Source organism: Pyrobaculum neutrophilum V24Sta, from assembly GCF_000019805.1.
Taxonomy (GTDB): domain Archaea; phylum Thermoproteota; class Thermoprotei; order Thermoproteales; family Thermoproteaceae; genus Pyrobaculum; species Pyrobaculum neutrophilum.
In genome coordinates this window covers 659,495-680,125 of sequence record NC_010525.1, presented here as the reverse complement: position 1 = coordinate 680,125, position 20,631 = coordinate 659,495, and the positions used below count along the sequence as shown (strand labels likewise).

24 protein-coding genes and 1 tRNA gene are annotated in these 20,631 nt (G+C 57.7%); 15 read left to right on the top strand and 10 right to left on the bottom strand.

The annotated features are described in order from the left end of the window. Window positions 1–25: 25 nt before the first annotated feature. The 3 genes from TNEU_RS03825 to sufB are packed head-to-tail and all read right to left on the bottom strand — an operon-like array spanning window position 26 to window position 2,983. Window positions 26–925, bottom strand: a complete 900-nt coding sequence (locus tag TNEU_RS03825; protein WP_012350122.1) for an ATP-grasp domain-containing protein — start codon at window positions 923–925, stop codon at window positions 26–28. Between the two features lie 6 nt (window positions 926–931). Next, on the bottom strand, window positions 932–1,528 hold the full coding sequence (locus tag TNEU_RS03820; protein ID WP_012350121.1) for a hypothetical protein: 597 nt from the start codon (window positions 1,526–1,528) through the stop codon (window positions 932–934). Between the two features lie 30 nt (window positions 1,529–1,558). After that, the gene (sufB, locus tag TNEU_RS03815; protein ID WP_012350120.1) at window positions 1,559–2,983 is read right to left on the bottom strand and encodes a Fe-S cluster assembly protein SufB; all 1,425 of its coding nucleotides are present in this window, start codon (window positions 2,981–2,983) and stop codon (window positions 1,559–1,561) included. A gap of 72 nt (window positions 2,984–3,055) precedes the next feature. Between sufB and sufC the strand changes: the two genes are divergently transcribed. Beyond that, entirely contained in the window at window positions 3,056–3,820 is a 765-nt protein-coding gene (gene sufC / locus TNEU_RS03810; protein ID WP_012350119.1) for a Fe-S cluster assembly ATPase SufC, read from the top strand. A gap of 153 nt (window positions 3,821–3,973) precedes the next feature. After that, window positions 3,974–5,314: an acetyl ornithine aminotransferase family protein gene (locus TNEU_RS03805; RefSeq protein WP_012350118.1), complete on the top strand. Its 1,341-nt coding sequence runs from the start codon at window positions 3,974–3,976 to the stop codon at window positions 5,312–5,314. Here TNEU_RS03805 and TNEU_RS03800 read toward each other — a convergent pair. Then, window positions 5,300–5,521, bottom strand: coding sequence for a hypothetical protein (locus TNEU_RS03800; protein ID WP_012350117.1), 222 nt, complete (start codon window positions 5,519–5,521; stop codon window positions 5,300–5,302). The two genes, TNEU_RS03805 and TNEU_RS03800, sit on opposite strands and share 15 nt — an antisense overlap. Window positions 5,522–5,722: 201 nt before the next feature. After that, a complete protein-coding gene (gene nucS / locus TNEU_RS03795) occupies window positions 5,723–6,442 on the bottom strand; it encodes an endonuclease NucS (protein ID WP_425357490.1) in 720 nt (239 codons plus the stop codon). 67 nt (window positions 6,443–6,509) lie between these two features. Between nucS and TNEU_RS03790 the strand changes: the two genes are divergently transcribed. The 3 genes from TNEU_RS03790 (at window position 6,510) to rnhA (ending at window position 7,587) form a co-directional block, all read left to right on the top strand. Further along, the gene (locus TNEU_RS03790) at window positions 6,510–6,890 is read left to right on the top strand and encodes a GyrI-like domain-containing protein (protein ID WP_012350115.1); all 381 of its coding nucleotides are present in this window, start codon (window positions 6,510–6,512) and stop codon (window positions 6,888–6,890) included. A gap of 41 nt (window positions 6,891–6,931) precedes the next feature. Continuing rightward, window positions 6,932–7,024, top strand: a tRNA-Val gene (locus TNEU_RS03785). Continuing rightward, window positions 7,024–7,587: a ribonuclease HI gene (gene rnhA, locus TNEU_RS03780; protein WP_012350114.1), complete on the top strand. Its 564-nt coding sequence runs from the start codon at window positions 7,024–7,026 to the stop codon at window positions 7,585–7,587. The genes TNEU_RS03785 and rnhA overlap by 1 nt, the downstream gene beginning before the upstream one ends. Here rnhA and TNEU_RS03775 read toward each other — a convergent pair. After that, window positions 7,584–7,793: a hypothetical protein gene (locus TNEU_RS03775; RefSeq protein WP_012350113.1), complete on the bottom strand. Its 210-nt coding sequence runs from the start codon at window positions 7,791–7,793 to the stop codon at window positions 7,584–7,586. The genes rnhA and TNEU_RS03775 overlap by 4 nt on opposite strands. Before the next feature lie 32 nt (window positions 7,794–7,825). Between TNEU_RS03775 and TNEU_RS03770 the strand changes: the two genes are divergently transcribed. From TNEU_RS03770 to TNEU_RS03760, 3 genes are all read left to right on the top strand, one after another. Beyond that, the gene (locus tag TNEU_RS03770) at window positions 7,826–9,763 is read left to right on the top strand and encodes a V-type ATPase 116kDa subunit family protein (RefSeq protein ID WP_012350112.1); all 1,938 of its coding nucleotides are present in this window, start codon (window positions 7,826–7,828) and stop codon (window positions 9,761–9,763) included. A gap of 240 nt (window positions 9,764–10,003) precedes the next feature. After that, a complete protein-coding gene (locus tag TNEU_RS03765; RefSeq protein ID WP_012350111.1) occupies window positions 10,004–10,843 on the top strand; it encodes a mechanosensitive ion channel family protein in 840 nt (279 codons plus the stop codon). Window positions 10,844–10,882: 39 nt separating this feature from the next. Next, the gene (locus TNEU_RS03760; protein WP_012350110.1) at window positions 10,883–11,356 is read left to right on the top strand and encodes a hypothetical protein; all 474 of its coding nucleotides are present in this window, start codon (window positions 10,883–10,885) and stop codon (window positions 11,354–11,356) included. On the opposite strand, the gene TNEU_RS03755 is transcribed toward TNEU_RS03760, so the two are convergent. Beyond that, complete coding sequence (locus TNEU_RS03755; RefSeq protein WP_012350109.1) at window positions 11,337–12,038, bottom strand: HAD family hydrolase; 702 nt, start codon at window positions 12,036–12,038, stop codon at window positions 11,337–11,339. The genes TNEU_RS03760 and TNEU_RS03755 overlap by 20 nt on opposite strands. After that, window positions 12,020–12,850, bottom strand: coding sequence for a UbiA family prenyltransferase (locus TNEU_RS03750; protein ID WP_012350108.1), 831 nt, complete (start codon window positions 12,848–12,850; stop codon window positions 12,020–12,022). Before TNEU_RS03750 ends, TNEU_RS03755 begins: the two co-directional genes overlap by 19 nt. 69 nt (window positions 12,851–12,919) lie before the next feature. On the opposite strand from TNEU_RS03750, the gene TNEU_RS03745 reads away from it, so the two are divergent. From TNEU_RS03745 to TNEU_RS03730, 4 genes are all read left to right on the top strand, one after another. Then, window positions 12,920–13,477, top strand: coding sequence for a 50S ribosomal protein L22 (locus TNEU_RS03745; protein WP_012350107.1), 558 nt, complete (start codon window positions 12,920–12,922; stop codon window positions 13,475–13,477). 237 nt (window positions 13,478–13,714) lie between these two features. Further along, on the top strand, window positions 13,715–14,368 hold the full coding sequence (locus TNEU_RS03740; protein WP_148682327.1) for a 30S ribosomal protein S3: 654 nt from the start codon (window positions 13,715–13,717) through the stop codon (window positions 14,366–14,368). A gap of 30 nt (window positions 14,369–14,398) precedes the next feature. Continuing rightward, window positions 14,399–14,617, top strand: a complete 219-nt coding sequence (gene rpmC, locus TNEU_RS03735) for a 50S ribosomal protein L29 (RefSeq protein ID WP_148682326.1) — start codon at window positions 14,399–14,401, stop codon at window positions 14,615–14,617. After that, entirely contained in the window at window positions 14,610–14,849 is a 240-nt protein-coding gene (locus tag TNEU_RS03730; protein ID WP_012350104.1) for a ribonuclease P protein subunit, read from the top strand. The genes rpmC and TNEU_RS03730 overlap by 8 nt, the downstream gene beginning before the upstream one ends. On the opposite strand, the gene TNEU_RS03725 is transcribed toward TNEU_RS03730, so the two are convergent. Further along, window positions 14,830–15,507 carry a methylenetetrahydrofolate reductase gene (locus tag TNEU_RS03725; RefSeq protein WP_012350103.1) on the bottom strand — a complete coding sequence of 226 codons (678 nt, stop codon included), beginning with the start codon at window positions 15,505–15,507 and terminating at the stop codon, window positions 14,830–14,832. The genes TNEU_RS03730 and TNEU_RS03725 overlap by 20 nt on opposite strands. After that, window positions 15,507–17,807 carry a V-type ATPase 116kDa subunit family protein gene (locus TNEU_RS03720; protein WP_012350102.1) on the bottom strand — a complete coding sequence of 767 codons (2,301 nt, stop codon included), beginning with the start codon at window positions 17,805–17,807 and terminating at the stop codon, window positions 15,507–15,509. Before TNEU_RS03720 ends, TNEU_RS03725 begins: the two co-directional genes overlap by 1 nt. A 105-nt stretch (window positions 17,808–17,912) precedes the next feature. On the opposite strand from TNEU_RS03720, the gene ppa reads away from it, so the two are divergent. The 3 genes from ppa to cas4 are packed head-to-tail and all read left to right on the top strand — an operon-like array spanning window position 17,913 to window position 20,631. Beyond that, a complete protein-coding gene (gene ppa, locus TNEU_RS03715; protein ID WP_148682325.1) occupies window positions 17,913–18,425 on the top strand; it encodes an inorganic diphosphatase in 513 nt (170 codons plus the stop codon). A 12-nt stretch (window positions 18,426–18,437) separates the two neighbouring features. Further along, window positions 18,438–19,997, top strand: coding sequence for a GTP-binding protein (locus TNEU_RS03710; RefSeq protein WP_012350100.1), 1,560 nt, complete (start codon window positions 18,438–18,440; stop codon window positions 19,995–19,997). Then, window positions 19,978–20,631 carry a CRISPR-associated protein Cas4 gene (gene cas4 / locus TNEU_RS03705; RefSeq protein ID WP_012350099.1) on the top strand — a complete coding sequence of 218 codons (654 nt, stop codon included), beginning with the start codon at window positions 19,978–19,980 and terminating at the stop codon, window positions 20,629–20,631. The genes TNEU_RS03710 and cas4 overlap by 20 nt, the downstream gene beginning before the upstream one ends.

Below are 20,631 nucleotides of genomic sequence, written 5' to 3'. Positions count from 1 at the left end.
CCGTGATGGGCTCGCGACGGACTGATTACCTCTTTATCTTTCCGATGAGGTGGTCTACTATGTGTTCTGCCGGGTTTACCCCAGTGGCTACTTTGAAGCCTTGCCAGCTCATGGTGGGGTTCACCTCCAGTATGTAGTAGCCCTCCCTCGTCTCCGCGATATCTACCCCCCCGTAGTCTAGGCCCAGCGTCTCCACGGCTTTGACGGCGAGCTCCTCCAACTGAGGCGTCAGCTTCGCCGGCTCAGGCGCCGCCCCCTGCGCAACGTTTGTCTTCCAACCATCTGCCCTCCTGTACTCCGCCCCTACCGCGCGGCCCCCCACCACCACCACCCTGTAGTCGCCGGGCCCCTTTTCAAGGAACCTCTGGACATATATGGGCTTGTTTATGTTGGCCAACATGGAAAATATGTGGAATGCCACGTCGGGGTCCTCCACTAGAAACGCGCCGTAGCCCATGGCCCCCCTCATTTGTTTAACCACAGCCCTCTTGAACTCACCCACCGCTCTGTAGCCTACGAACATGTTCTCCGTCACCACGGTGGGAGGCACGGGCAGGCCGGCCTTGGCGAGCTTCATCAAGGCGGCCATCTTATCCCCGGCGACAACCCACCGCTCTACGGGGTTCATGACGTAGGTGCCCGCCTCCTCTAGCGCCTTGGCGGCCCACACCCTGTAGAGGAACTGTTCGAAATCTCTGAATATGCCTAGGTGCCTCAAGACGGCCCCCGGCGGCGCCACCTCCACGGGAGGGCTCTTCCCCACGGACTGCCGGATCCTCAGCCCCGCCGACTCTATACGCACCTCCAACATGTCTACATATATCCTGACGGGCGTGTGCCCCCTCTTTCTCACCGCCTCCTCTAGATCCGCCACGTCGCCAGGGTTGAACTCCACCTCGTAGGGCCGGATTATGCCTATCTCCATCGCGCGCTAGGGTATATAGACCCCCCACAGGTCTCTGCAGAGGCCTGGGAGTAGGTACCTCGCCACCACGTCCGGCTCCGCCACCTTGAGCTGCTTCAGGGCGTTCGCCACCGCAGTTATGGGCTGATCCGCCAAAACCAGAGGCGGCGTGTAGAACATGCAGCCGCTGGGGTGTTCATACACCGCGATGGGCTCCGGCGCCGCCTCTCTACACTCCCCGCCGCCGCATATGTATATCCCGCCGGGCCTCTGGACGATATAGCGGCCGTCCTCCAAAGGCGCGATGGGTCCCACTGGGCAGAGACAGGCGCCTCTCTGGGCTTGATACAGCTTGAGCAACTCGCTCTCCACTTTCTCATAGCCGTGGATTTTCCCGTAGTACGCGAGGAAGGTGGCCACGGGCTTCCTCCTGTAGCCGGAGATCTCGACGGCGAACCTCCTCTTCGCCTCTGCGGGATCAGCCCCGAAGGCTATAGCCACGGCGATTAGGTCGTAGGGGGATGCAGATAGCGTTTTCTCCATCTCGAGGGCAGCCGCCAGCGCCCTCTCCCTATCGACCTCGGGGTTGCAGAGGGTGAACTTCTCTGAAACACAGGAGTGCATGCACCTACTTAGCGGCCCGGTATTTAAAATCTACCCAACCTTGGAGAGGCGGCCGAACTCCAGCTCTATTACTCTGCTCAGCACAACCGCGTATTCAAAGGGTAGGTCCTTCAGTATGTCTCCCACGAAGCCTAGAACTATGGAGGCCTTGGCGTCGTCCTCCGTGAAGCCTCTGGCCCGGAGGTACATGATCTTCTCCTCGGAGATCGTGGAGGCCGTCGCCTCGTGCGTCACCACCGCCGTCTCCTCGAACACTTGGTCGTGGGGCACAGTCAGCGTGGCCGACTTCTTGTCGAGCACCAGGGAGTCGCACTGGACGTGGGATCTGGCGTATTTCGCCCCCCTCTGGACGTGTACAACGCCTCTATACACGGCGACGCCCCCCTCGGCGGAGATGCTCTTGTTTACAACTCTGCTACTGGTGCGGGGCGCCAGATGCCACACCTTAGCCCCGTTTTCTTTCCAGTACGGCCCCTTCGCCGCGGTAATCCCCACGATCTCCGTGGAGGCCCCCTCCCCCTTGAGCACAGTGGAGGGGAAGGTGTATGTGGTCTTGCTCCCTATCGAGCCCTCTACCCAGTGCACCTTGGCGCCGGCCTCCGCCACAGCCCTCTTGTTGTTGAAGTTTACCACGTTACGCGACCAGTTCTGCACCGTGGTTATCTTAAGGGTAGCCCCCTCGTGGGCGTACCCCTCCACCATGCCGTTGTGGAAGGAGTACTTCAGGAGGCGGGGCGCCGAGCAGCCCTCGATCCAGTGGACGTAGGCCCCCTTGTCCGCCACCACGATGGAGTGCTCCATCTGGCTCTCCATGGACTGTCCGATGAAGAAGAACGTCTCCAGAGGCTGCTCTATCCTCACGCCTGGGGGCACGTATATGAAGACCCCTCCCGACCAGAGAGCGCCGTGTAAAGCGGCGAACTTGTGCTCGGGGGGGAACACCCTCATGAAGTACCTCTGGACAAGCTCCGGATACCTTTTGACGGCCTCCTCCATGGGCAACATCACCACGCCGAGCTCCTGCAACTTCTTCTTTAGGTTGAAGTATATTATCTCGCTGTCGAACTGCGCACCTAGCCCGAGAAGCGCCTTGGCCTCGATCTCGGGGAGGCCAAGCTTCTCGTAGTACTCCCTAATCTCCTTGGGCACTTGGTCCCAGCTCGACACAGCCTCGGTCTGGGGTTTCGCGTAGTGGACGAGAGCCTCCAGGTCTATCTCCTCCACCGCCCTCACCCACCTCGGCGTGGGCAGTTTCTCAAACAGCTCAAGCATCCTCAGCCTGAGCCTCCTCATCCAGTCCGGCTCCCCCTTGAGGCGGCTAATTTCCTCTATCATATCTCTGGTGATGCGGCCCTTCAGCTCCACCTGGTAGTTGAACTGCCTCTCCACGCCGAGCAACTCCTCCACGGACTCGACGTGGCTTATCGTGGACCGCAGAGACTCAAGCTCTTGCATGGGAAAAACCGCGAATGTAGGTTATAAGACTTTCTAGACACGCCTTTAAAACTGCCAATCGGTGTTGAAAACATGGCTAGGCTTGAGGTAAGAGAGCTCAGGGTGGCCGTAGGCGGAAGAGAGGTTCTAAAAGGCGTAAACCTTGCCGTATCCAGCGGCGAGGTAGCCGTCCTCATGGGGCCCAACGGAAGCGGCAAATCCACCCTCTTCCAGACGATAGCCGGCAACCCCAAGTACGAGGTCCTCGGAGGCGACATCCTGCTAGACGGCGAGTCGATAAGGGATCTGCCTCCGGAGGACCGCTTCGCGAGGGGGGTATTCGTGGGCTTCCAGTCGCCAGTCGCGGTCCCAGAGGTTAGGTTCGCCTTCATGCTCCAAGCGATGTTGAACATAAGGGCGGGCAAAAAGCTGACAGACCCCAACCCACAGGCGCTGGCGCAGGCCCAGAAGATAGCAGCTGAGCTAGGCCTTAGGCCGGACGTCTTCAGCAGGGGCATCGGAGCCGGCTTCAGCGGAGGCGAGTTCAAAAGGGCCGAGGTCCTCCAAGCGCTGCTCCTCAAGCCAAAGATAGTCGTCCTAGATGAGCCAGACAGCGGCCTCGACATCGACGGCATCGCCGCCGTGGGCAAAGCCATAATGGAGCTAAGCGCCTCGGGCAGCGGAGTGCTCCTCTCGACGCACTACGCAAGAGTCCTCAGATTCATCAAGCCCACCAGGGTATACGTCATGGCGGAGGGTAGAGTAATACTAGAGGGGGACGAGGGGGTGATAAAGAGGATAGAGGAGGTGGGCTACCAGAACTACTTCAAGGAGATACAGAAAGAACTCGCGCTGTAGTCGCACTCCCAACCGCTTTATTAAAGCCGTTGATGCGTAGAGGAGCGGAATTATAGAAGCGCCGGCAAAAACCTCAGCTGGCTCCTAATTTCTCATCTCTCAACAACCCAGCCCTCATCACAACTGTAAATAGTTGGTTGTTATAAATGAAATATGCCGAAGTGGCACTGGCCTATAGATCCGGACGCGGTGCCGAGGATCTTGGTGGAGCCCCCTGGGCCGAGGGCGCTTGAGGTCGTGAGGCGCGATGGCGAGGTGATAATGCAGTCGTTCTCGCGGTGGTACCCCCTGGTGGTTGCCAGGGGCTACGGCCCCGTTGTTGAAGACGTAGACGGCAACTTGTACATAGACTACAACGCGGGCATCGCTGTGGCCAACGTAGGCCACGCCCACCCGAAGGTGGTAGAGGCTATAAAGAGGCAGGCGGAGCTCTTCCTCCACTACTCTCTAACCGACTTCTACTACGAGGTGGCGGTTAAGCTGGCGGAGAGGCTGATCGCCATAGCGCCTATCTCCGGGAGGAAGAAGGTCTTTTTCACAAACAGCGGGACTGAGTCTATAGAGGGGGTTCTAAAGATCGCGCGTGGCTATTTCAAAGGGCAGAGGCCGTACGTCATCGCCTTCCTAGGCGCCTTCCACGGCAGAACCTACGGCTCCATGAGCTTAACCGCCTCCAAGCCGGTGCACAGGAGGCACTTCTCGCCCATGGTCCCCAACGTCATACACGCGCCATTCCCGCACCCCGTCCACTGCCCCTTCAAGGCAGAAACCCCCGAGGAGTGCGGCGAATACGCCCTAGCCTTCCTGGAGGACTGGATCTTCAGGCGGCTTGTGGACCCCTCCGAGGTGGCCTTGGTTCTGATGGAGCCAGTCCAGGGCGAGGGGGGCTACGTGGTTCCCCCCAGAAACTTCGTCCAGGGCCTTAGAAAGATGACGTATGAACACGGCATTCTCTTCGCCGTCGACGAAGTCCAGACGGGCTTCGGCAGAACCGGCAGGTGGTTCGCCGTTGAGCACTTCGGCGTTGAGCCGGACCTCATAGCAACGGCCAAGGCCATAGCGGCCGGCCTCCCCCTCGGCGCAATAATCGGCAGGGCGGAGGTCATGTCTCTCCCACGGGGCGCCCACGCCAACACCTTCGGCGGAAACCCCGTGGCGGCCGCCGCGGCGCTCGCGTCGCTGGAGGTCATAGAGGAGGAGGGCTTGTTAAACCACGCGGAGACCCTCGGCGAGGAGTTGAAAAAGCTGTTTAGAGACGAGGTGGGCCATAGACACGACGTCAGAGGCCTAGGCTTGATGATAGGCATAGAGCTACTAGAGGGGAAAAAACCGGCGAAGTACTTGGAGGACGTCCTACTGAAGGCGTTTAAACGCGGCGTCGCGGTGATTGGGGCCGGGCTGTCCACGGTCAGGATAGCCCCGCCGCTGGTTATCCCGCGCGATATGGCTTTCAAAGCCGCCGAAATAATCCTCGACGTTTTAAGAGGCCACTAGACCGGCGAGGTGTTTCTTTTTCACAGCCTCGTCGTAGTACCACTCCACGACGTCGTCGCCCGCTATCTCTAGGGCGTACTCGAAAGCCTCCTCCCAGTCTAGGGACTCCAGGAGGAGGTCCCACCCCTCCGCCAACAGCTCCAGGTCCTTCTCCTTCCCAGTCACCAGGATCCTGCCCTCCCTCTTGTTCGCCAACACCCTATACACGGACGTATACGTATACGTATTTAAAAACCACCTCACAATTTTAACATATTACAATAAGGCACCGTCAAAAAATCCTGCTAACTATAGAAAGAAAGAGCTAGGATTTCTAGTAAATCATAAAAGTTTTATAGGCTAACGCATTACATACTACGTATAACGTGGGCTACCTCCGTAGGAGACAAGGAGGTGTATGTGGAGCCGTTATGACACCTTTTTATCTATTAGAGCCATCAACTCCCTTGGGTGCACCTTTACAAATTCTAGGCCATATCTTCTAAGATATTCAAGCGCCGCCGCGGTGATGTCGCTCGCTACAAGTATCCCTCTTGCCCTCTCGCCTCTTTTTCTATACAGCTCTACATACCTGGCCAGCTGGAAAACGGCGTCGTGTGTAGCCACGTCCCTCTTCACTTCCACAACCACGTACCTCCCCTCCCTATCCCTAGCCAAGATGTCGATGTGGCCCACGTCGGTGGGCACCTCTACCCCCAAAACCTCCAAGCCCTCCTCAATCAGCCAAGGCGCCTTAACCAGGGCCTCGACGACGTCTCTCTCGCTCCCAACGAGCTCCAGCTCAGACGCCCCGACGTCAAACGCCGCCACGAAATCCAGGGTTGAGAAGTACACCCTGACGCTCTCGAAGGGCCGGGACCTCACGCTCTTTATCACCAGCCTGCCGCCTTCGACGTAGGCGGCTGTCGAAGAGCCGGGCGGGTTCCAGATCTTCGGTTGGGCCTTCTCGGCCTCGTGGACGAGGAGGGTGCCGTCTCTCTTCACTATGACGAGGCGGCGACCTGGCTTAAGCGCGGCGGCCGCCCTACCGCTGTATACCACCTCGCAGATGCCCACCACCGCCGCGAGACCTCTCCTCCGTCCCGAGTTCACCACGCGGGCCGCCTCTTCGGCGGACGGGTTTTGCATAAACACACTGCTGTCTCGCGCCGCATTAAAAAGCAATAAGTTAATATAGGGGGCCTTCTGCCGTGGCATGGCCAAGATCGAGGTCAAGGATGTGCAAGAGGTGAGGGGCTTCAGCGTTGTGAAAAGGGTTACCAACAGGGCGGCGCTCTTCGCAGACCTAAAGCAAAACGCCGTCTTCATATTCCACGGCAAGGAGGGGCAGGAGCTGGTGTTTGAGATCTTCACGCCGGATCCCAACGGCGATAAGGTTCTGCCGGCGTCTAAGGTGGCCTCCACCAAATTCACGGGAAGCGCCGAGAAGGTAGACAACGCATACGCCACCCTCCTCTTCTGGGCTCTAAAGGAGGGGAAGACCCTCGGCACCCCCATCAGGGAGGTGTACACCAAGGTGGACACCAAGCAGAGCCCTCCCGAGGTGGAGGTAGAGGTGCAAGCCCCCGTCCAGTAACGCGCCGCGAAAGTTTAAAAACGTGTTCTTTATGATGTGCAGGGCCCGTAGTCTAGCGGTATGATGCCCGCCTCACGCGGCTCCTCGCCTGGGAACGCGGGTGGTCCCGGGTTCAAATCCCGGCGGGCCCACCATGTGCATTGACCTTTTCTTCGACGGCGCATGCGAGCCCGTGAATCCGGGGGGCGTGGGTAGCTACGGCTTCGCCGCATTTAAAAACGGCGAGGAGATACACGGCGAGGGAGGGGTGGTCTGCGCCGGGGAGAGGTGGTGCACCAACAACTACGCCGAGTACATGGGCCTCATCCGGGGGCTCGAGTGGGCTCTGGCCGCCGGCGAGAGCTGCGTCAACGTCTACGGAGACAGTCAGCTGGTGGTTAGGCAGATGCTCGGCGTATATCAGGTGAAGGCGGAGCACCTCAAGCCGTTGTATAAACGCGCAGTGGAGCTCTCCCAGCGCTTCGCGAAGTTCTCCATAGGCTGGGTCCCGCGGGAGCGCAACGCCAGAGCCGACTACTACTCCAAGAAGGCCTACTGCGACTTCCTAAAGACGCACCCAGAGCTGAGAGGGAGATACGCGGCGTGGCTCGCCACCGAGAGACAGAGGGCGCTCCTGGGCAGACTCGGCATAGAGGCCGACTGTCTATCAAAGAGGGAGGCCTCCAAGCTGATAGAGAGGGCGCTGAAGAGGCGCTAAGCCCTCACGTCTAGGCCCAAGGCCTCCGCCCTCCTCACAATCCTCAGAACCTCGGCCCACGACCTCGTCCGGTATATGTAGAACCTGCCGGCGCGCTCGGCCCCCACAACCCTCAAAACCTCCTGGGCATACAGGCCGAGGACCACGACGTAGTAGCCGTCGGGCGTCCTCCTCCTAGAAGTCCACACGGCGTTGATCGGGACCACAAGAGATATTACATTATTTTGAGTAATTAAGTGTGCCTTTTGAAAAAATCGCCCTATTCAAGATCGGGGCGCCTCCCCTCGCCTTGTTTGAGATCACATACGCCCTGGGTAGGCTGGGCGTCGCTGTCTTCGAGGAGCGGCCGCAGGTCTTCGCGCCGGCGCCTCCCCTCCCTATAGAGGAAGATCTGAGGCAACTGGGCGGCTGGCTTGAGCTACTTGGCGGAGGCCGCGGCGGCGTAGAGGTGCCGAGGGATAGGCTACTCCATGAGCTTCTCCGCGACGCCCTAGGGGCCGTGGAGAGGTGCACCCAGGCGTATAGACGCGGAGACCAGGTCGTGGAGACCGTCTCCAAACGGGAGGTGATGGAGTGCCTCAAAAGCGCCGGCTGGGACATAGATGCGGTTGCGACACTGTACCGACATGCCGCTTGGACGGCCGAGATGTACAACAGATGCGCGTATTCGGAGGGGCGCGAGACGGGGCAGTACTTCACGTCGCTTGAGAGAGAGCTGGCGGCGCAGGAGGCGGAGCGTAGGAGGCTGGAGATGATATACAAATTCCTGTCTGAGCTACCGCCCGGCGGCTTGAAGGTCCCGAGGGGGTACCAGGTGGTACTTAACCCGATCCACAGGGTGGAGGCCCCGCACGAGAGGGTGAGGATCGGCGACTTGGACGTCTACATCACGGTGGAGGGGCAGGACTACGGGGGCGTGGCTGTCCCCCGCGAGTACCTCCTCGACCCCCAGCTGGCGCGGCGCCTAGTCGCGGACGCGCTGGCGTCCGCGGACAGAGCTCTCGCCAAGCTTAGGGAGAGGCTTGCCTATCTGCGTAGCCAGTACGAGAAGTTCTCCGCGTTCGGGGACTACAACTGGGGACGGGACGCGGCGACGGTGGCGTTCTACGTAAGAGAGAGGGATCTCAAGGCTGTAGACGAGGCAATCGCCAAGGTGCTCGCCAGGTTCTACACGGCGACCTCCTTCGCATATAGGCTGGAGGTCTCCACGAAGTTCATATACACGGCGGAGGCGCCGAGAGCGGAGAGGTGGCCTAAGCCGATACAAGCCTTCACCACGTTGGTGTACATGGTGGGCCCGCCGGGGCCAGAGGAGATATCTCCCGTACCCCTCGTGGCGTTGCTCTTTCCGGTGTTTTTCGGCTGGATGTTCGGCGATGTTGGACACGGCTTGTTGATAGCCGCCGTGGCGTTGCTCCTCCATAAGCTGGGGAAACGCGACTGGGCCTACATATGGGGCGCCGCCGCCGCGTCGTCCATAGCCTTCGGGCTTTACTACGGCGAGGTCTTCGGGCTCCCCCTCTGGGGGGCAGAGAGGGCGGAGCACCCAATAGCCGAGGGGCTAGCCGCTGCAGCCGTATTCGGCTTCCTGGTGGTTCTAGTGGCTTTCCTCCTGAAGATCCTCAATCTGCTCCTCCTGGGGGAGCGCTTCATGGCTCTTGGCCCATACGCCGGCCTGCTGGCGCTCTATGTCTCAATAGGCGCCGCCTTTCTAAAGCTCTTCAACGTCGCAGACGCCCTCTCGGGGCGGCCGGGGGCGTGGCTTCTAGCCGGCCTAATTGACGCGGCCCCCCACATAGCCCTCTTCTCGGCTGTGTGGCTGGCGGCGTCTATGACGTACGCGATACGCCGCTATAGGGCAAAGCCCTCCGAGGTCCTTGGGGAGCTACCTCTGGCGTTTATAGAGACCTTCATAGGGGCTACGGCAAACCTGTTCAGCTTCATGCGGTTGGAGATCATCCACGTCATACACGCCACTCTTACACACCTCACGCTACGAGCCGCGTCGCTACCCGGCGGCATAGCGATCACTATCCTACTACAGCTCCTCGTCGTCTTAGGCGAAGGCTTCCTAACAACCATACAATCCCTCCGCCTTGTCTACTACGAAACATTGACAAAGTTCTACCATGGAACTGGGAGAATCTTCAAGCCAGACAAAATAGAAGAGAAGTAGTTACCCTACATTAAATACCAAAATAACCTATCGTATACATATATCATATCTATAAAATATCTTGAAGGCAAGCATTATCGTTTGCCCATGACCTGCGTTTTCCGCGGGTTCTATGCGCCGTGTGTATTCGTGCCGTGTTAGTTTGCCCAAGCTAACACTGCGGACTCAACCCGCCGCAACCCCGCCATTAACAGTGTTAATTGCGCGTCATGTTTAAATATGTAGAACTACTTATTAGTTATGTACCTGGTGTTGAACTGGGACCAGCTTTGGCAGGATTTCGTCACCTATGGCCTACAGGGCGTGATTGCGGTGCTGATAGTTGTTGTGGCTTGGGCGGTGGGCTCTCTTGTGGGAAGCGCCGTAAATAGGTTGATCGAAAAGACGGGGTTGGAGAGGGCGTTTGATCGGACTGATGTAGGTAAGGCCTTTAGGGCGGCTGGGATCGACCTTTCTAACCTCATCGGTATGTTGATTACGGCTTTTGTGGTGGTGATCGGCGTCGTTATTGCCCTCGGCTATCTGAAGATTGGCGGAGAGGCGGGGGCTCTGGTGGCTCAGGTGGCGCGGTATCTCCCGAGGCTCATTGGGGGCATCATCCTGCTTACGGCCGGCTTAATTCTCGTCGCTCTTTTGACGGATTACATCGGGAGGTTGCTCGTGAGTCTCTTCCCGAAGCAGTTTGTGGAGATCGGCGAGATGTTGAGGAATCTGCTTCTGATAGGCTTGATCGCGCTTGTTGTATCTATAGCGCTTGACTTGATGCTGTTCACCGGGCCTCTGGTGTATCCGCTTATTTTAGGCACTGTCATTATTGGAGCCGGCATCTTCATTGGCCACACTATTGTGAGGAATATCGTGGAGGATCACCCGGAGTTTGCCAACGCGGCGCCGTATGCCAAGTTCCTCCTGTATCTGATATTCCTGATGGTTGGGCTCGGCGCCATCTTTGCCAACTTCCCCGCCACCGCGCAGGTGGTGCAGAACGTGGCGTGGGGGGTGGCTATCGCGGTGGGTATCCTCCTGGCGCCTGTGGTGTACATGCTTGCTAAACGGATGGCGAAGGAGGTAAAGGACTAGTTTTTCACAACCTTTATATAGTTTTACATACTCTCCGCCATGCATATTGAGATTAGGGATCCCTCCCTGGTGGAGCGGCTGAGGCGGCTGTTGCCTAGGCCGGACGCCCCCTTTGACGACGTCATCGTTAAGCTTCTGGAGCAACCTTGTAAGCTTAGGTTGAAGGAGATAGTGGAGGAGGTGATGGCGGCCGCCAACTGGGATGCCCGGGTGGCGCGGGCCGTCGAAGAGGCTCTTGGACGCGTCTTGGGGGACGTAGATAGGCGGATCGCCCACTCGGTAGATAGGGCGGTTAGAGAGGCGCTTCGCCACGTCCAGATAGGGGGGGCTGAGGTCGGGGGCGGGTGGGAGGCCGTCGTGAGGGAGGCCTTGAGGAGGCCTGATAGGTGTCTAACCTTCGCCGAGATCAGGAAGTACTACGGCAAGAACCTAAACAGCGTAATGTTGAGGAAGAGGGGGTTTGTCCAGAAGGAGAGGGGGGTCTGGTGCTGGCCTAAAGAGACCGAGCAGTAGATCTGCGGGGGAGCAACCTCTCCACCGCGTCTGGCACCTCCCTTAGCGCTTTCACGACGGCGTGAGGGACCGTCTCCGTCAAGTCTATGGCCATCCTCTGCCCGTGGACCGCCGAGCTCCTCTCCCACTCGCCGTAGAAGACCGTGATAAGCCCAAACCTCCTGGGGAAGTACACGTCGAATATGGGGTTGTCCCCAACGATCGCGTCGGCGTTTTCGAAGTACTGAGGGCACGTCTTGGGGCACTGGTACATGTCGGAAGTTCTCACGCCGTCTACCAGCCGGTCTAGGCCTAGGCGGCGTATAACTGGGAGCTGATATACGGCGTGGCCGTTTGTGGCTATCTCGACCCGGTGCCCCATCTCCCTAAGCCTGGCCAGCGCCTCGGCTGCCCCCTCGTTGAGGGTGAAGGCGTGTAGGTGCCTCTGTAGAGCCTCTCCGACGTCTGGCGCCCGGCTTAGCCCCAGCTCTCTAGCCACCTCTGTGAAGATCCTCTGCCAGTCGAAGGCCCGCCAGTCTAGGGCGCGCATCTGCTCTAGGTTTCTCTGCCTTGCTCTCCTCCACACATCCTCCGGCCGCACGCCGGCCTCCCTGGCGATTTCTTCGCAGAGCTCGGCGAAGACGGGCCGCCAGGCGTTTAGAGGTATCAAGGTGCCGTCTAGATCTATGAGAACAGTCGCCATAGGGCCTCCGCCACTAGGGCGAGCAACGTGACTCCGAAGGCGGCCAGCGTGCCGTTTCTGTATCTCCTCCACCGGCCTCTTGCGGCCTCCAGCGATAGGTAGACTAAGGCGAGGCTTGTGGCGGCGGCGCCTGCCGCCAGAGCGTAGAGCTTCTCCATAACCGCCGTATATGCCAGAACCGCGCCTAGTGCCGTGGAGGCTAGGGTGACGGCGGCCCCTAGTCTAGCCGCCGTGTGGGGGCCGGCGGCGACGGCCAACGTCTTTATCCCCGACCTCAAGTCGCCTTCGTAGTCCATCGCCGTTTTGACGAACTCCCTCCCGACGTTAGCCACGAGAGACGAGGCGAATAGCAGGAGGAGAGCCGCCGAGGTTCCCCCCGCCGCGGCCATGCCGTATAGATAAGTCATCGACGTGAGGAAGGCCACTATTAGGTTGCCCACCACCGGCACGCGCTTGAGCTTGGCGTTGTACAACACGCCGAATACCGCGGCCGCGGCGTATATGGCAAGCGGCGCGGGGCCCAGCGGCAGAGCCAACGCGGCTCCCGCCGCCAGCGAGCCGTAGGCCACCGCCCGCGCGGCGTTTACAGAAACCGCCCCCGTGACCAAGGGGGCGTCGGGCCTGTTTATCTTGTCTTCCTCTAGGTTGGACAGGTCGTTGTGGGCGAAGAGGCCGGCCTCGGCGAGGAATGTTGAGGCGGCTAGTAGGGCGAGTTTGTAGGCGTCGCTACCGCCCGCCACGGCGTAGGAGGAGGCTGAGGCAAGCGCCGCGAGGACGCCGTGTTCGCCTCTTATTAGGCGCCAGAGCGACACGGAGGGGCTATACAGCTCCTCTTTAAAACTGTGGTGGGAACGTTTATAAACGTCTATTTCGCGGCCCTCGTGCCTCGGCACCAGAACTATTCCCTCAGCGATGAGGCTGCGGTCCAGCTGGTGTTTAGGAAGTACGGGGTGAAGGTATCGGCTGAACAGATCGCCAAGGCCTACGCGCCGGAGCAGAAGATGTCTTGGAAAAAGAGCGTTGAGGTGGCCAGGTTTATAGAGGGCATGACCCTTAGGCAAGCCAAGTCGTGGCTTGAGGACGTGGTTAAGATGAAGAGGCCTATCCCCATTAGGACCTTCAAGAAGAAGCAGGCCCACCACGCCACCCCCTGGAGCGGGTGGCCTGTGGCTAAGTGGCCTGTGAAGGTGGCGAGGAGGTTCCTAGATCTGTTGGAGAATCTGGAGAACAACGCCAGGTTCAGAGGGTTGGACGTCGAGAGGGTTGTCATCGTCCACGCCGCGGCCCACAAGGGCTACAGGATACACAACATTATGCCGAGGGCCTTCGGCAGAGCCACCAGATTCGACGAACAGACGGTCAACGTCGAGGTGATCGCCGCGGAGCTACCTCAACAGGTTGTACCAAAGCGCTACAGACTGAACCTTGTAAAGCGCTAACCTTATAAAAGGCGGCTATCGTTTCAACCGGTGATGGAAATTCCTTTATGGAGAGCGGTGACCGGTTCACCCCTTGCTGAGCTTACAAGCGAAAATTAGGGCACGGGCGGCGCGCCTGGGGTCAAACGGCTAACCTCAAACGGCCCTGGAGGTTAACACCCTATGTGTGCTTCAAGTCTCGGGCGTTTGCCGCCGGGGTTAGGGAAAACTTTAAATATGGTGCCTATAGTGGGTGCGATGTCTGCTGTGCAGAGGAGGTTGCCTGTCTATAAGAAGATCTTGGAGGAGAACAAGAAGAAGTGGATGATCAAGGAGTTTCTCGAGTATAGGCTGAGCAAGTATGGCTATATCGACTCCGAGATCTTGAAGACGCCGCTTGGCACACGCATAGTTATTTATGCCGAGAGGCCTTCTAGGATTATCGGCAAAAAAGGCGCTATTGTTAAGGAGATTAGCAACATCTTGATGAACAAGCTGGGGGTGGAGAACCCGCAGATTGACGTCATCGACGTCTCTAAGATAGAGGCTCCCGAGATGTTCCCCAAGGTTGTTGCCTACCGCATCGCCAACGCCATGGCTAAGGGGGTGAGGTTTAGGCGTGTTATGTTTGTGGCTGTGAGACAGCTTATGGAGGCCGGCGCCAAGGGGTTTGAGATCGTTGTGAGCGGAAAGCTCTCGACGGAGAGGGCGCGTTTTGAGAAACACACGTACGGCAAGCTGTACAAGATAGGATACGACGCGAAGAACAGGGTTAGGAGGGCCGTCGTCCATGTGTTGCTCAAGCCCGGCATCTACGGGATCGAGGTGAGGATTGCCCCGGCGGCTCTGCAGTACTCCGACGAATACAAGATAAAGCCGCCTACTAAGCCCGAGGCCGCTGGCCAGCAGTAACTTTTAAAAACCGTCTCTTCCCAACCCCCTATGTCTTCTGAGAAGAAGAAGCTTAACGCAAAGGTTATACGTGGGATGAAGCCTGAGGAGAGGCGCGAGTTGCTTAACCAGCTCAGGGCGGAGCTTGTGAAACTTGAGACGCAGAGGGCTAGGGGTTTTGTGGAAAAGCCTGGGAGGATTAGGGAGATCAGGAGGGCGATAGCGAGGATCCTCACCATTGAGAGGGAGGAGAGGCGCCCTAGTGCATAGCTGCATAGATCTGCTGGGGAGGGAAGTTTCCACATACGGTTGTCCATATCGGGCCAGGGGGGTGGTCGTGGGCGAGACCTACAACACGTTTCTAATACTTGTGGGCAATAGGGTGGTGGCTGTCCCAAAGCGGCTTTGCCGGTTCTACGTCTACGATCTGGGGCTGTTGGTGAGGGGGACGTATTTAGTGGGCTACCGCGACAGGAGGCTTTTTAACTGCGGCGCCTTTTGACCTCCCTAAGGGCCGCGAGGAGTGCTTCGAAGTCTCCGGGCGCCGACAGGACCACGCCGGGGACCAACCCGTCGAGCTCCTCCACCAACTTTAGCGCTTGTTGGAGATCCACGGCCGTCTGCCTCAGCCTTTCGAGAAGCGCGGCGTTGTTCCCGGTTTTTATCATTATGTAGGGATAGACCGCAGGCGGCAGGCCATCCAGTTGCCTTGGGTCCGTCAGATGTAGCGCTAGGTAGAAGTCTGCGCCTAGTTGCGCTATCCGCTCCCGGTAGTTCCTCTTGAAGCTGAGGAGGGCCCCCGCCACAAACCCCATCTTCTTCGCCTCTGCCACGGCGTCTTCCGTGGCGACTTCGCCCACCGGCTTGCCCTCCGCCGGGGGGTCTCCCTGTAGAACCACGACGTATTTTATGTTGAGTATGTGAGCGCCGCCGAGGAGGGATTTAAAACCGGTCTTGTTCACATCGAGGAGCCTTATGTGGACTATGGGCTCCAGCCCCAGCTGCTTCGCTAAAACGCCAACGGCCAGGGAGTGAGCTGTCGGTTTACCGCCCGGCGACTCTGGGATATCTACCTTCTCCACATACGGCTTTATGGCCTCCAGCTTTCTGAGTACCTTATCTCTGTCTCTAAGCGGTGTTATCTCCGCAATTACCTCCATTATGGAAGCGCCAGGGGCGTAAAGAGGCGGCCTCTGCCCTCGTAGAACTTGGAGAATATCTCGTAGAAGGTCAGACGTAGCGATTGTACCGTCGAGAAGAGGCCCTCCCCCGCTGCTATTAGGGCGTGTGCAAACACTGCAAAGAGTATCCCAGCGGGGCCTAGGGCTATGGCTACGCCATTAGCTAACTTTGTCAAAACGCCGTGGATAAGTATCAGTATTACTAGACGTGAGAAGCTTGGAATGTTTGCAAGAGCCGCCAGAGACCCCTCCACGAACCCCATGATGAACTCCTCGGTTAGGGGCGGGGCCTCCTCATGGTGTTTATACCTAGCCCTAAGTATGAGCATGCCGGCCGCGCTCCAGATGAAGGCGACTAGGAAGATGTACATCCAGGGGAGCTGCAACAAGGGGGCTAGGAACTCCATGTGGAAGGCCTCTTTTATGAGGCTGAAGAACACCATGCCCAGCGAGAGGAAGATTAAGGCTTGAGGTAACACGATGCCTACCGCGACGTCTGGCTCCCCGCGTAGCACGGTGTTTACCACCTTAGAGAGGAAGGCCAGGAGGACAAGTAGGAAGCCGAGTAGAAACGCCGCCCTCATGGCCACTATCACCCCCTCCGACTCCACCAGCGTATGTACCCCGAATAGGTGTAGCAACGGGAGCGTGGGCATCTTTATGCCAAGCTCCTTTAAGCCAAACCCGAAGACCTCTTGGTAGACGAATGCGCCGAAAAACATCGACGACAGCCCAGTTAGAGCCCATATCACCCCCCAGTCTCTGTGTCTCCCCCCGTACAGCTTCGTCATTAGAAGCACCCCCAGGAGAAACAGCAAGAAGCCGTGGCCAAGATCGCCGTACATCCAGCCGAAAAATACCGGGAATAGGAGCGCTACGAGGGGGGCAGGGCTTAACTCGTCGGCCCTCGGCACCCCGTACATGTAGACTATCTTCGTAAACTGCCTTATTGGAGCTGGATATCTCTCGACGGTCGGCCTTCTCTCTACTGGGACATCTCTTAGGTACTTGTAGCGAAGTCTTCTAACTATATCCAACTTTCCGACGTTGCGCTTGATGAACTCGGCCAGGGCCTCGTCTAGTTTTCCAACGTCTTTCTCAAGGACGTAGAAGGTGACTGAGGCGGTGTCTGCGTGTTCCTCCCACCTCTTGTCTCCATATAGCGAAAACTCTTGGTAGAGCTTCTCCAGGGACTCCAGCTCTCTTTTGATCCTCTGGAGAGCCGCGTTGGTCGACTCCTCCGCCTTTTTAACCAGCTCGATGCCTGTTCTAACGTCTTGGAGGTATTCCTGCGGTATTTCTACCCCACGGGCCTCCCCTCTCACAAGCGCCACCTTCATCCCGTTTATCTCTTGGATCATATGCGGCGCCTCTATGGGCATCTCGGGATCTACATACAGCTTGTAGCCTTCAGGGAGTTTTAAGCTGGAGGCTTGGAGGCCTTCTAGCACTTTCCCGATTTTTCTCAGGGTGGCCAGCTGCTCCTCTAGCTTCTTGATCTCGCGCTCATGCGATTCGAAGAGGTGTTTCATCTCGGCGCCTTCGTCGACCGCCGATCTAAAGTATACGTCTAAGACCTTGGCCGCCGTTTCCCTGAGCGTGTATGCGTAGTTTAGGAGATCTTGGTGTTTTACTATCGTGGAGTTGAGCTCTTCCTCTACCCTCTTTATTTTCTCCTCTATGGCGCTCGGCGGCTCTATATCTGCAACCTCCTGCAACGTCAATACCCTAGCCCCAAGCTTCTCCAGCGCTGTTTTTAGCTGCTTGACGTTTTTCCGCTCCACAGCGATGAGGAGGGCGTTTCCCTGCTGTACCACGGTTGCGCCCTGCGATCTCGCCAGCTCCAGCGCCTCCTTTAGCGCTCTGCCGGGCAGTGCGACAAATACGTCTAAGGTCTCGGTCTTAGGCACCGCCGCAGTCTTTATCGGGGCGACGTCGCGAGATAGCGCGAGCTTCGTCCTCAACTCTTCAGCAAGCCGTACGTTATAGGAGACATCTCTATGTAGAGCCTCAAGCTTCTTTATCGCATCCTCCAGCTGCCTCTCTAGGGTCTCCAGAGGCAACTTCACCTGCTGTGGCTGGAGGTATTGGAGGAGTGGGTTGAGCAACTCCTCTAGCCTCTTCAGCCTCTGCGCCACGGAAGGGTCCCGGGGCCTTGGAAGTCTCTCAGGGCGGTCCTCGAACATGGCAACGCTCGCTTTGCCAATGAAGTATATGAGTTCAGGCAACGTGTCTACGTTCCCCGCTATCTTGAATTCAACAACACGTTCAAGAGGCACGTCGCATGCATCTCAAAGACTTTAAAGTATTGCGTATACGTGTAGAACACGTATACCGATTTCCAAAGGGAAAAAATCTTTATAATCATGCCGAAAGACCCCGGCATGAAAGCGGGGAAGAACCCGCCTGAGGATATCTACGTGTTTATAGAAATACCGAAGGGTAGCAACATCAAGTATGAATTCGATGAAGAGATGAGGGCGATTGTCGTTGACAGGATTCTGTACACGGCGATGTTCTACCCATTCAACTACGGCTACATACCTGAAACTCTGGAGGAGGACGGAGACCCGCTCGACTGCCTTGTGGTTACTCATGAGACGCTTCTTCCCGGCGTAGTTATTAGGGCCAGGCCGATTGGGGTACTAATTACCGAGGACGAGGAGGGAGTCGACAGGAAGATAATCGCGGTGCCGCATGAAAAGGTCGACCCCCGCTTCGCCGGAGTAAGAGACGTAAAAGATCTGCCTGAAAGCGTGTTGAGCCAGATTAAGCACTTCTTTGAGCATTATAAAGAGCTGGAACCGGGGAAGTGGGTTAAGGTCAAGGAATTCAAGGGCAGGGAAGAGGCACTGAAGATAATATCTGAGGCTGTATCTAGAAAGAAGAATAAATAGCAGAGTATTATAGTGGGTTTTCCTCCGGAAAGCGAGGAGGGGAACGTAGAGTATAAGCTTACGTTCGGGTCTACAGATATAGATAGGTTGGCAGGACAGCTGAAAAGGCGCCTCTCTGAGGGAGGCGGGGAAGCGATCTACCTAGTCGGCGTTTCTAACGACGGCAGACCTCTAGGGCTTCCCGACGATGAGTTGGTTAAGGCGTTGGGCGTGTTGCGCGAGGTGGCGAAGAGGGCGGGAGCGTCGTTGCATATCCTGCGCATCTCCGAGGGCATAAGGGGGAAGGTGGCGGAGGTTCTGCTGAGGGTTGCTACAAGGGAGGAGCCGCCTCCGACGGTCACAGTCGTCGTGTTGGGCAACGTAGACGCTGGGAAATCCACGCTGGTAGGGGTTCTGACCACGGGGAAGCTTGACGATGGGAAGGGGTCAGCCAGAGCCTACGCCTCTAGGTACAAGCATGAGGTTTTGACGGGGCGCACCTCCGCGGTGTCTATGCGGCTTCTGGGGTTTAGGGCGGATTCGGCGGTGAACCACCAGCTCATCGACCCGCTGGACGAGGCCGAGGTGTATAGACGCTCGGACAAATTGGTTCTGTTAGTAGACGTGGGAGGCCACGAGAGGTATCTGAGAACCGCGTTGAGGGGGCTTTTCAGCTCGCAGCCGGACTACGTGATGTTGGTCGCGGCGGCCAACTCAGGCGTTCAGAAGATGACGAAGGAGCACTTAGGCATAGCGGTTGCGCTTGGCGTGCCCGTGTTTATAGTCATCACGAGGGTCGACATCGCGCCTCAGGAGGTGTTCCAGAGAACACTCGAGGATGTGGTTAAAGTTGTGAAGATGCCTGGCGTGAGCAAGATCCCCTACGTAGTTAGAGATCTAGGCGATGTGGTGCTGGCCGCAAAGGCCATGCCGGCGGGGCGCGTAGCCCCGATATTTTTCGTATCGAACGTGACTGGGCACGGGCTGGATCTTCTCCTGCGTTTTCTTTCTATACTGCCCAGGAGGAGGAAGTGGGACTACGGAGGAGACTTCCTAATGTATATATCGGATATATACCTAGTTAGGGGGGTCGGCGTAGTCGTTGGAGGGCTGGTGGAGAGGGGCGTGGCCAGAGTTGGAGATAGGGTTTGGGTAGGCCCCTACGGAGATGGGAATTGGATCTCGGCCACCATAAAATCCATACACATAAACAGAACGCCTGTGGAGTCCGCCGGAGCTGGAAGCTTCATAACTGTCAGCTTAGACAGGGTGGACAAGGTGGAGAAGGGCATGGTGCTGTCTAGCAAGCCTCTTGGGGCGGCAAGGGAGGTCGTCGCAGACGTCCTCGTGTTGCGACATCCCACGGTTATTAGGGCAGGCTTCTCGGGGGTTTTCCACTACAAGGCGGTTAGGACTAGTGCATATATAAGGGAGATAGACAAGGGCGAGCTTATGGTTGGCGACAGCGGCATCGTCAAGATAGAGTTAGCGAGGCCGTGGCATATAGACGGCGGGGTCTTCGTGTTTAGAAACGGGCCTACAAGGATCTTCGGCCGGGTGCTGAGGGTCGGCGATGGAGCTTCTGCTTCCTAGGCCCATCTGTAGCTTGGTGAACTGCGACGATTTGGAGAATTCGATTGACGCAGACAGCGCGCTGGAGGAGATGAAAAAGGAGCAGGAGGTCTTTAGGCTACTTCCAGACGTCTACGCATACAGGTACGACTTTAGGAGAATCTCGCCCTCCGTAATCAACGACTTCGAGTACTGCCCTAGGCTGTTGTGGGTTCAGTATAAGCTCGGGCTTAAGCTCTTCACGAAGAGCTCGGCCATTTCGCTGGTCCGCGGGAGGTTGCTCCACGAGAGGTATGAAAGGGCGGTCTCAGCCTTCGATAACGTGATCACCGAGTATAAGGTAGAGGTGGGGGATCTCGTCGGCGTTATCGACGTCGTAATTAGGAAGGGGGGGCGTAGCATACCTGTGGAGGTGAAGACAGGTCTTGCGTCGAAGGAGGCGCACAGGAAGCAACTGCAGATATATATCTACCTCCTAAACGCCGGGTATGGATATCTTGTGTACAGAAATAAGGTCGAGAGAGTTGAGAGAGACGATAGAGCGGTGGAGTTGCTCATGGAGATAAAAAAGGTGTTGAGCTCGGATAGACCCCCCGCGGCTAGATGCGGTAGATGTCCCTTTGAGGTGATATGTAGAAACGTGGCTACCCGGTGA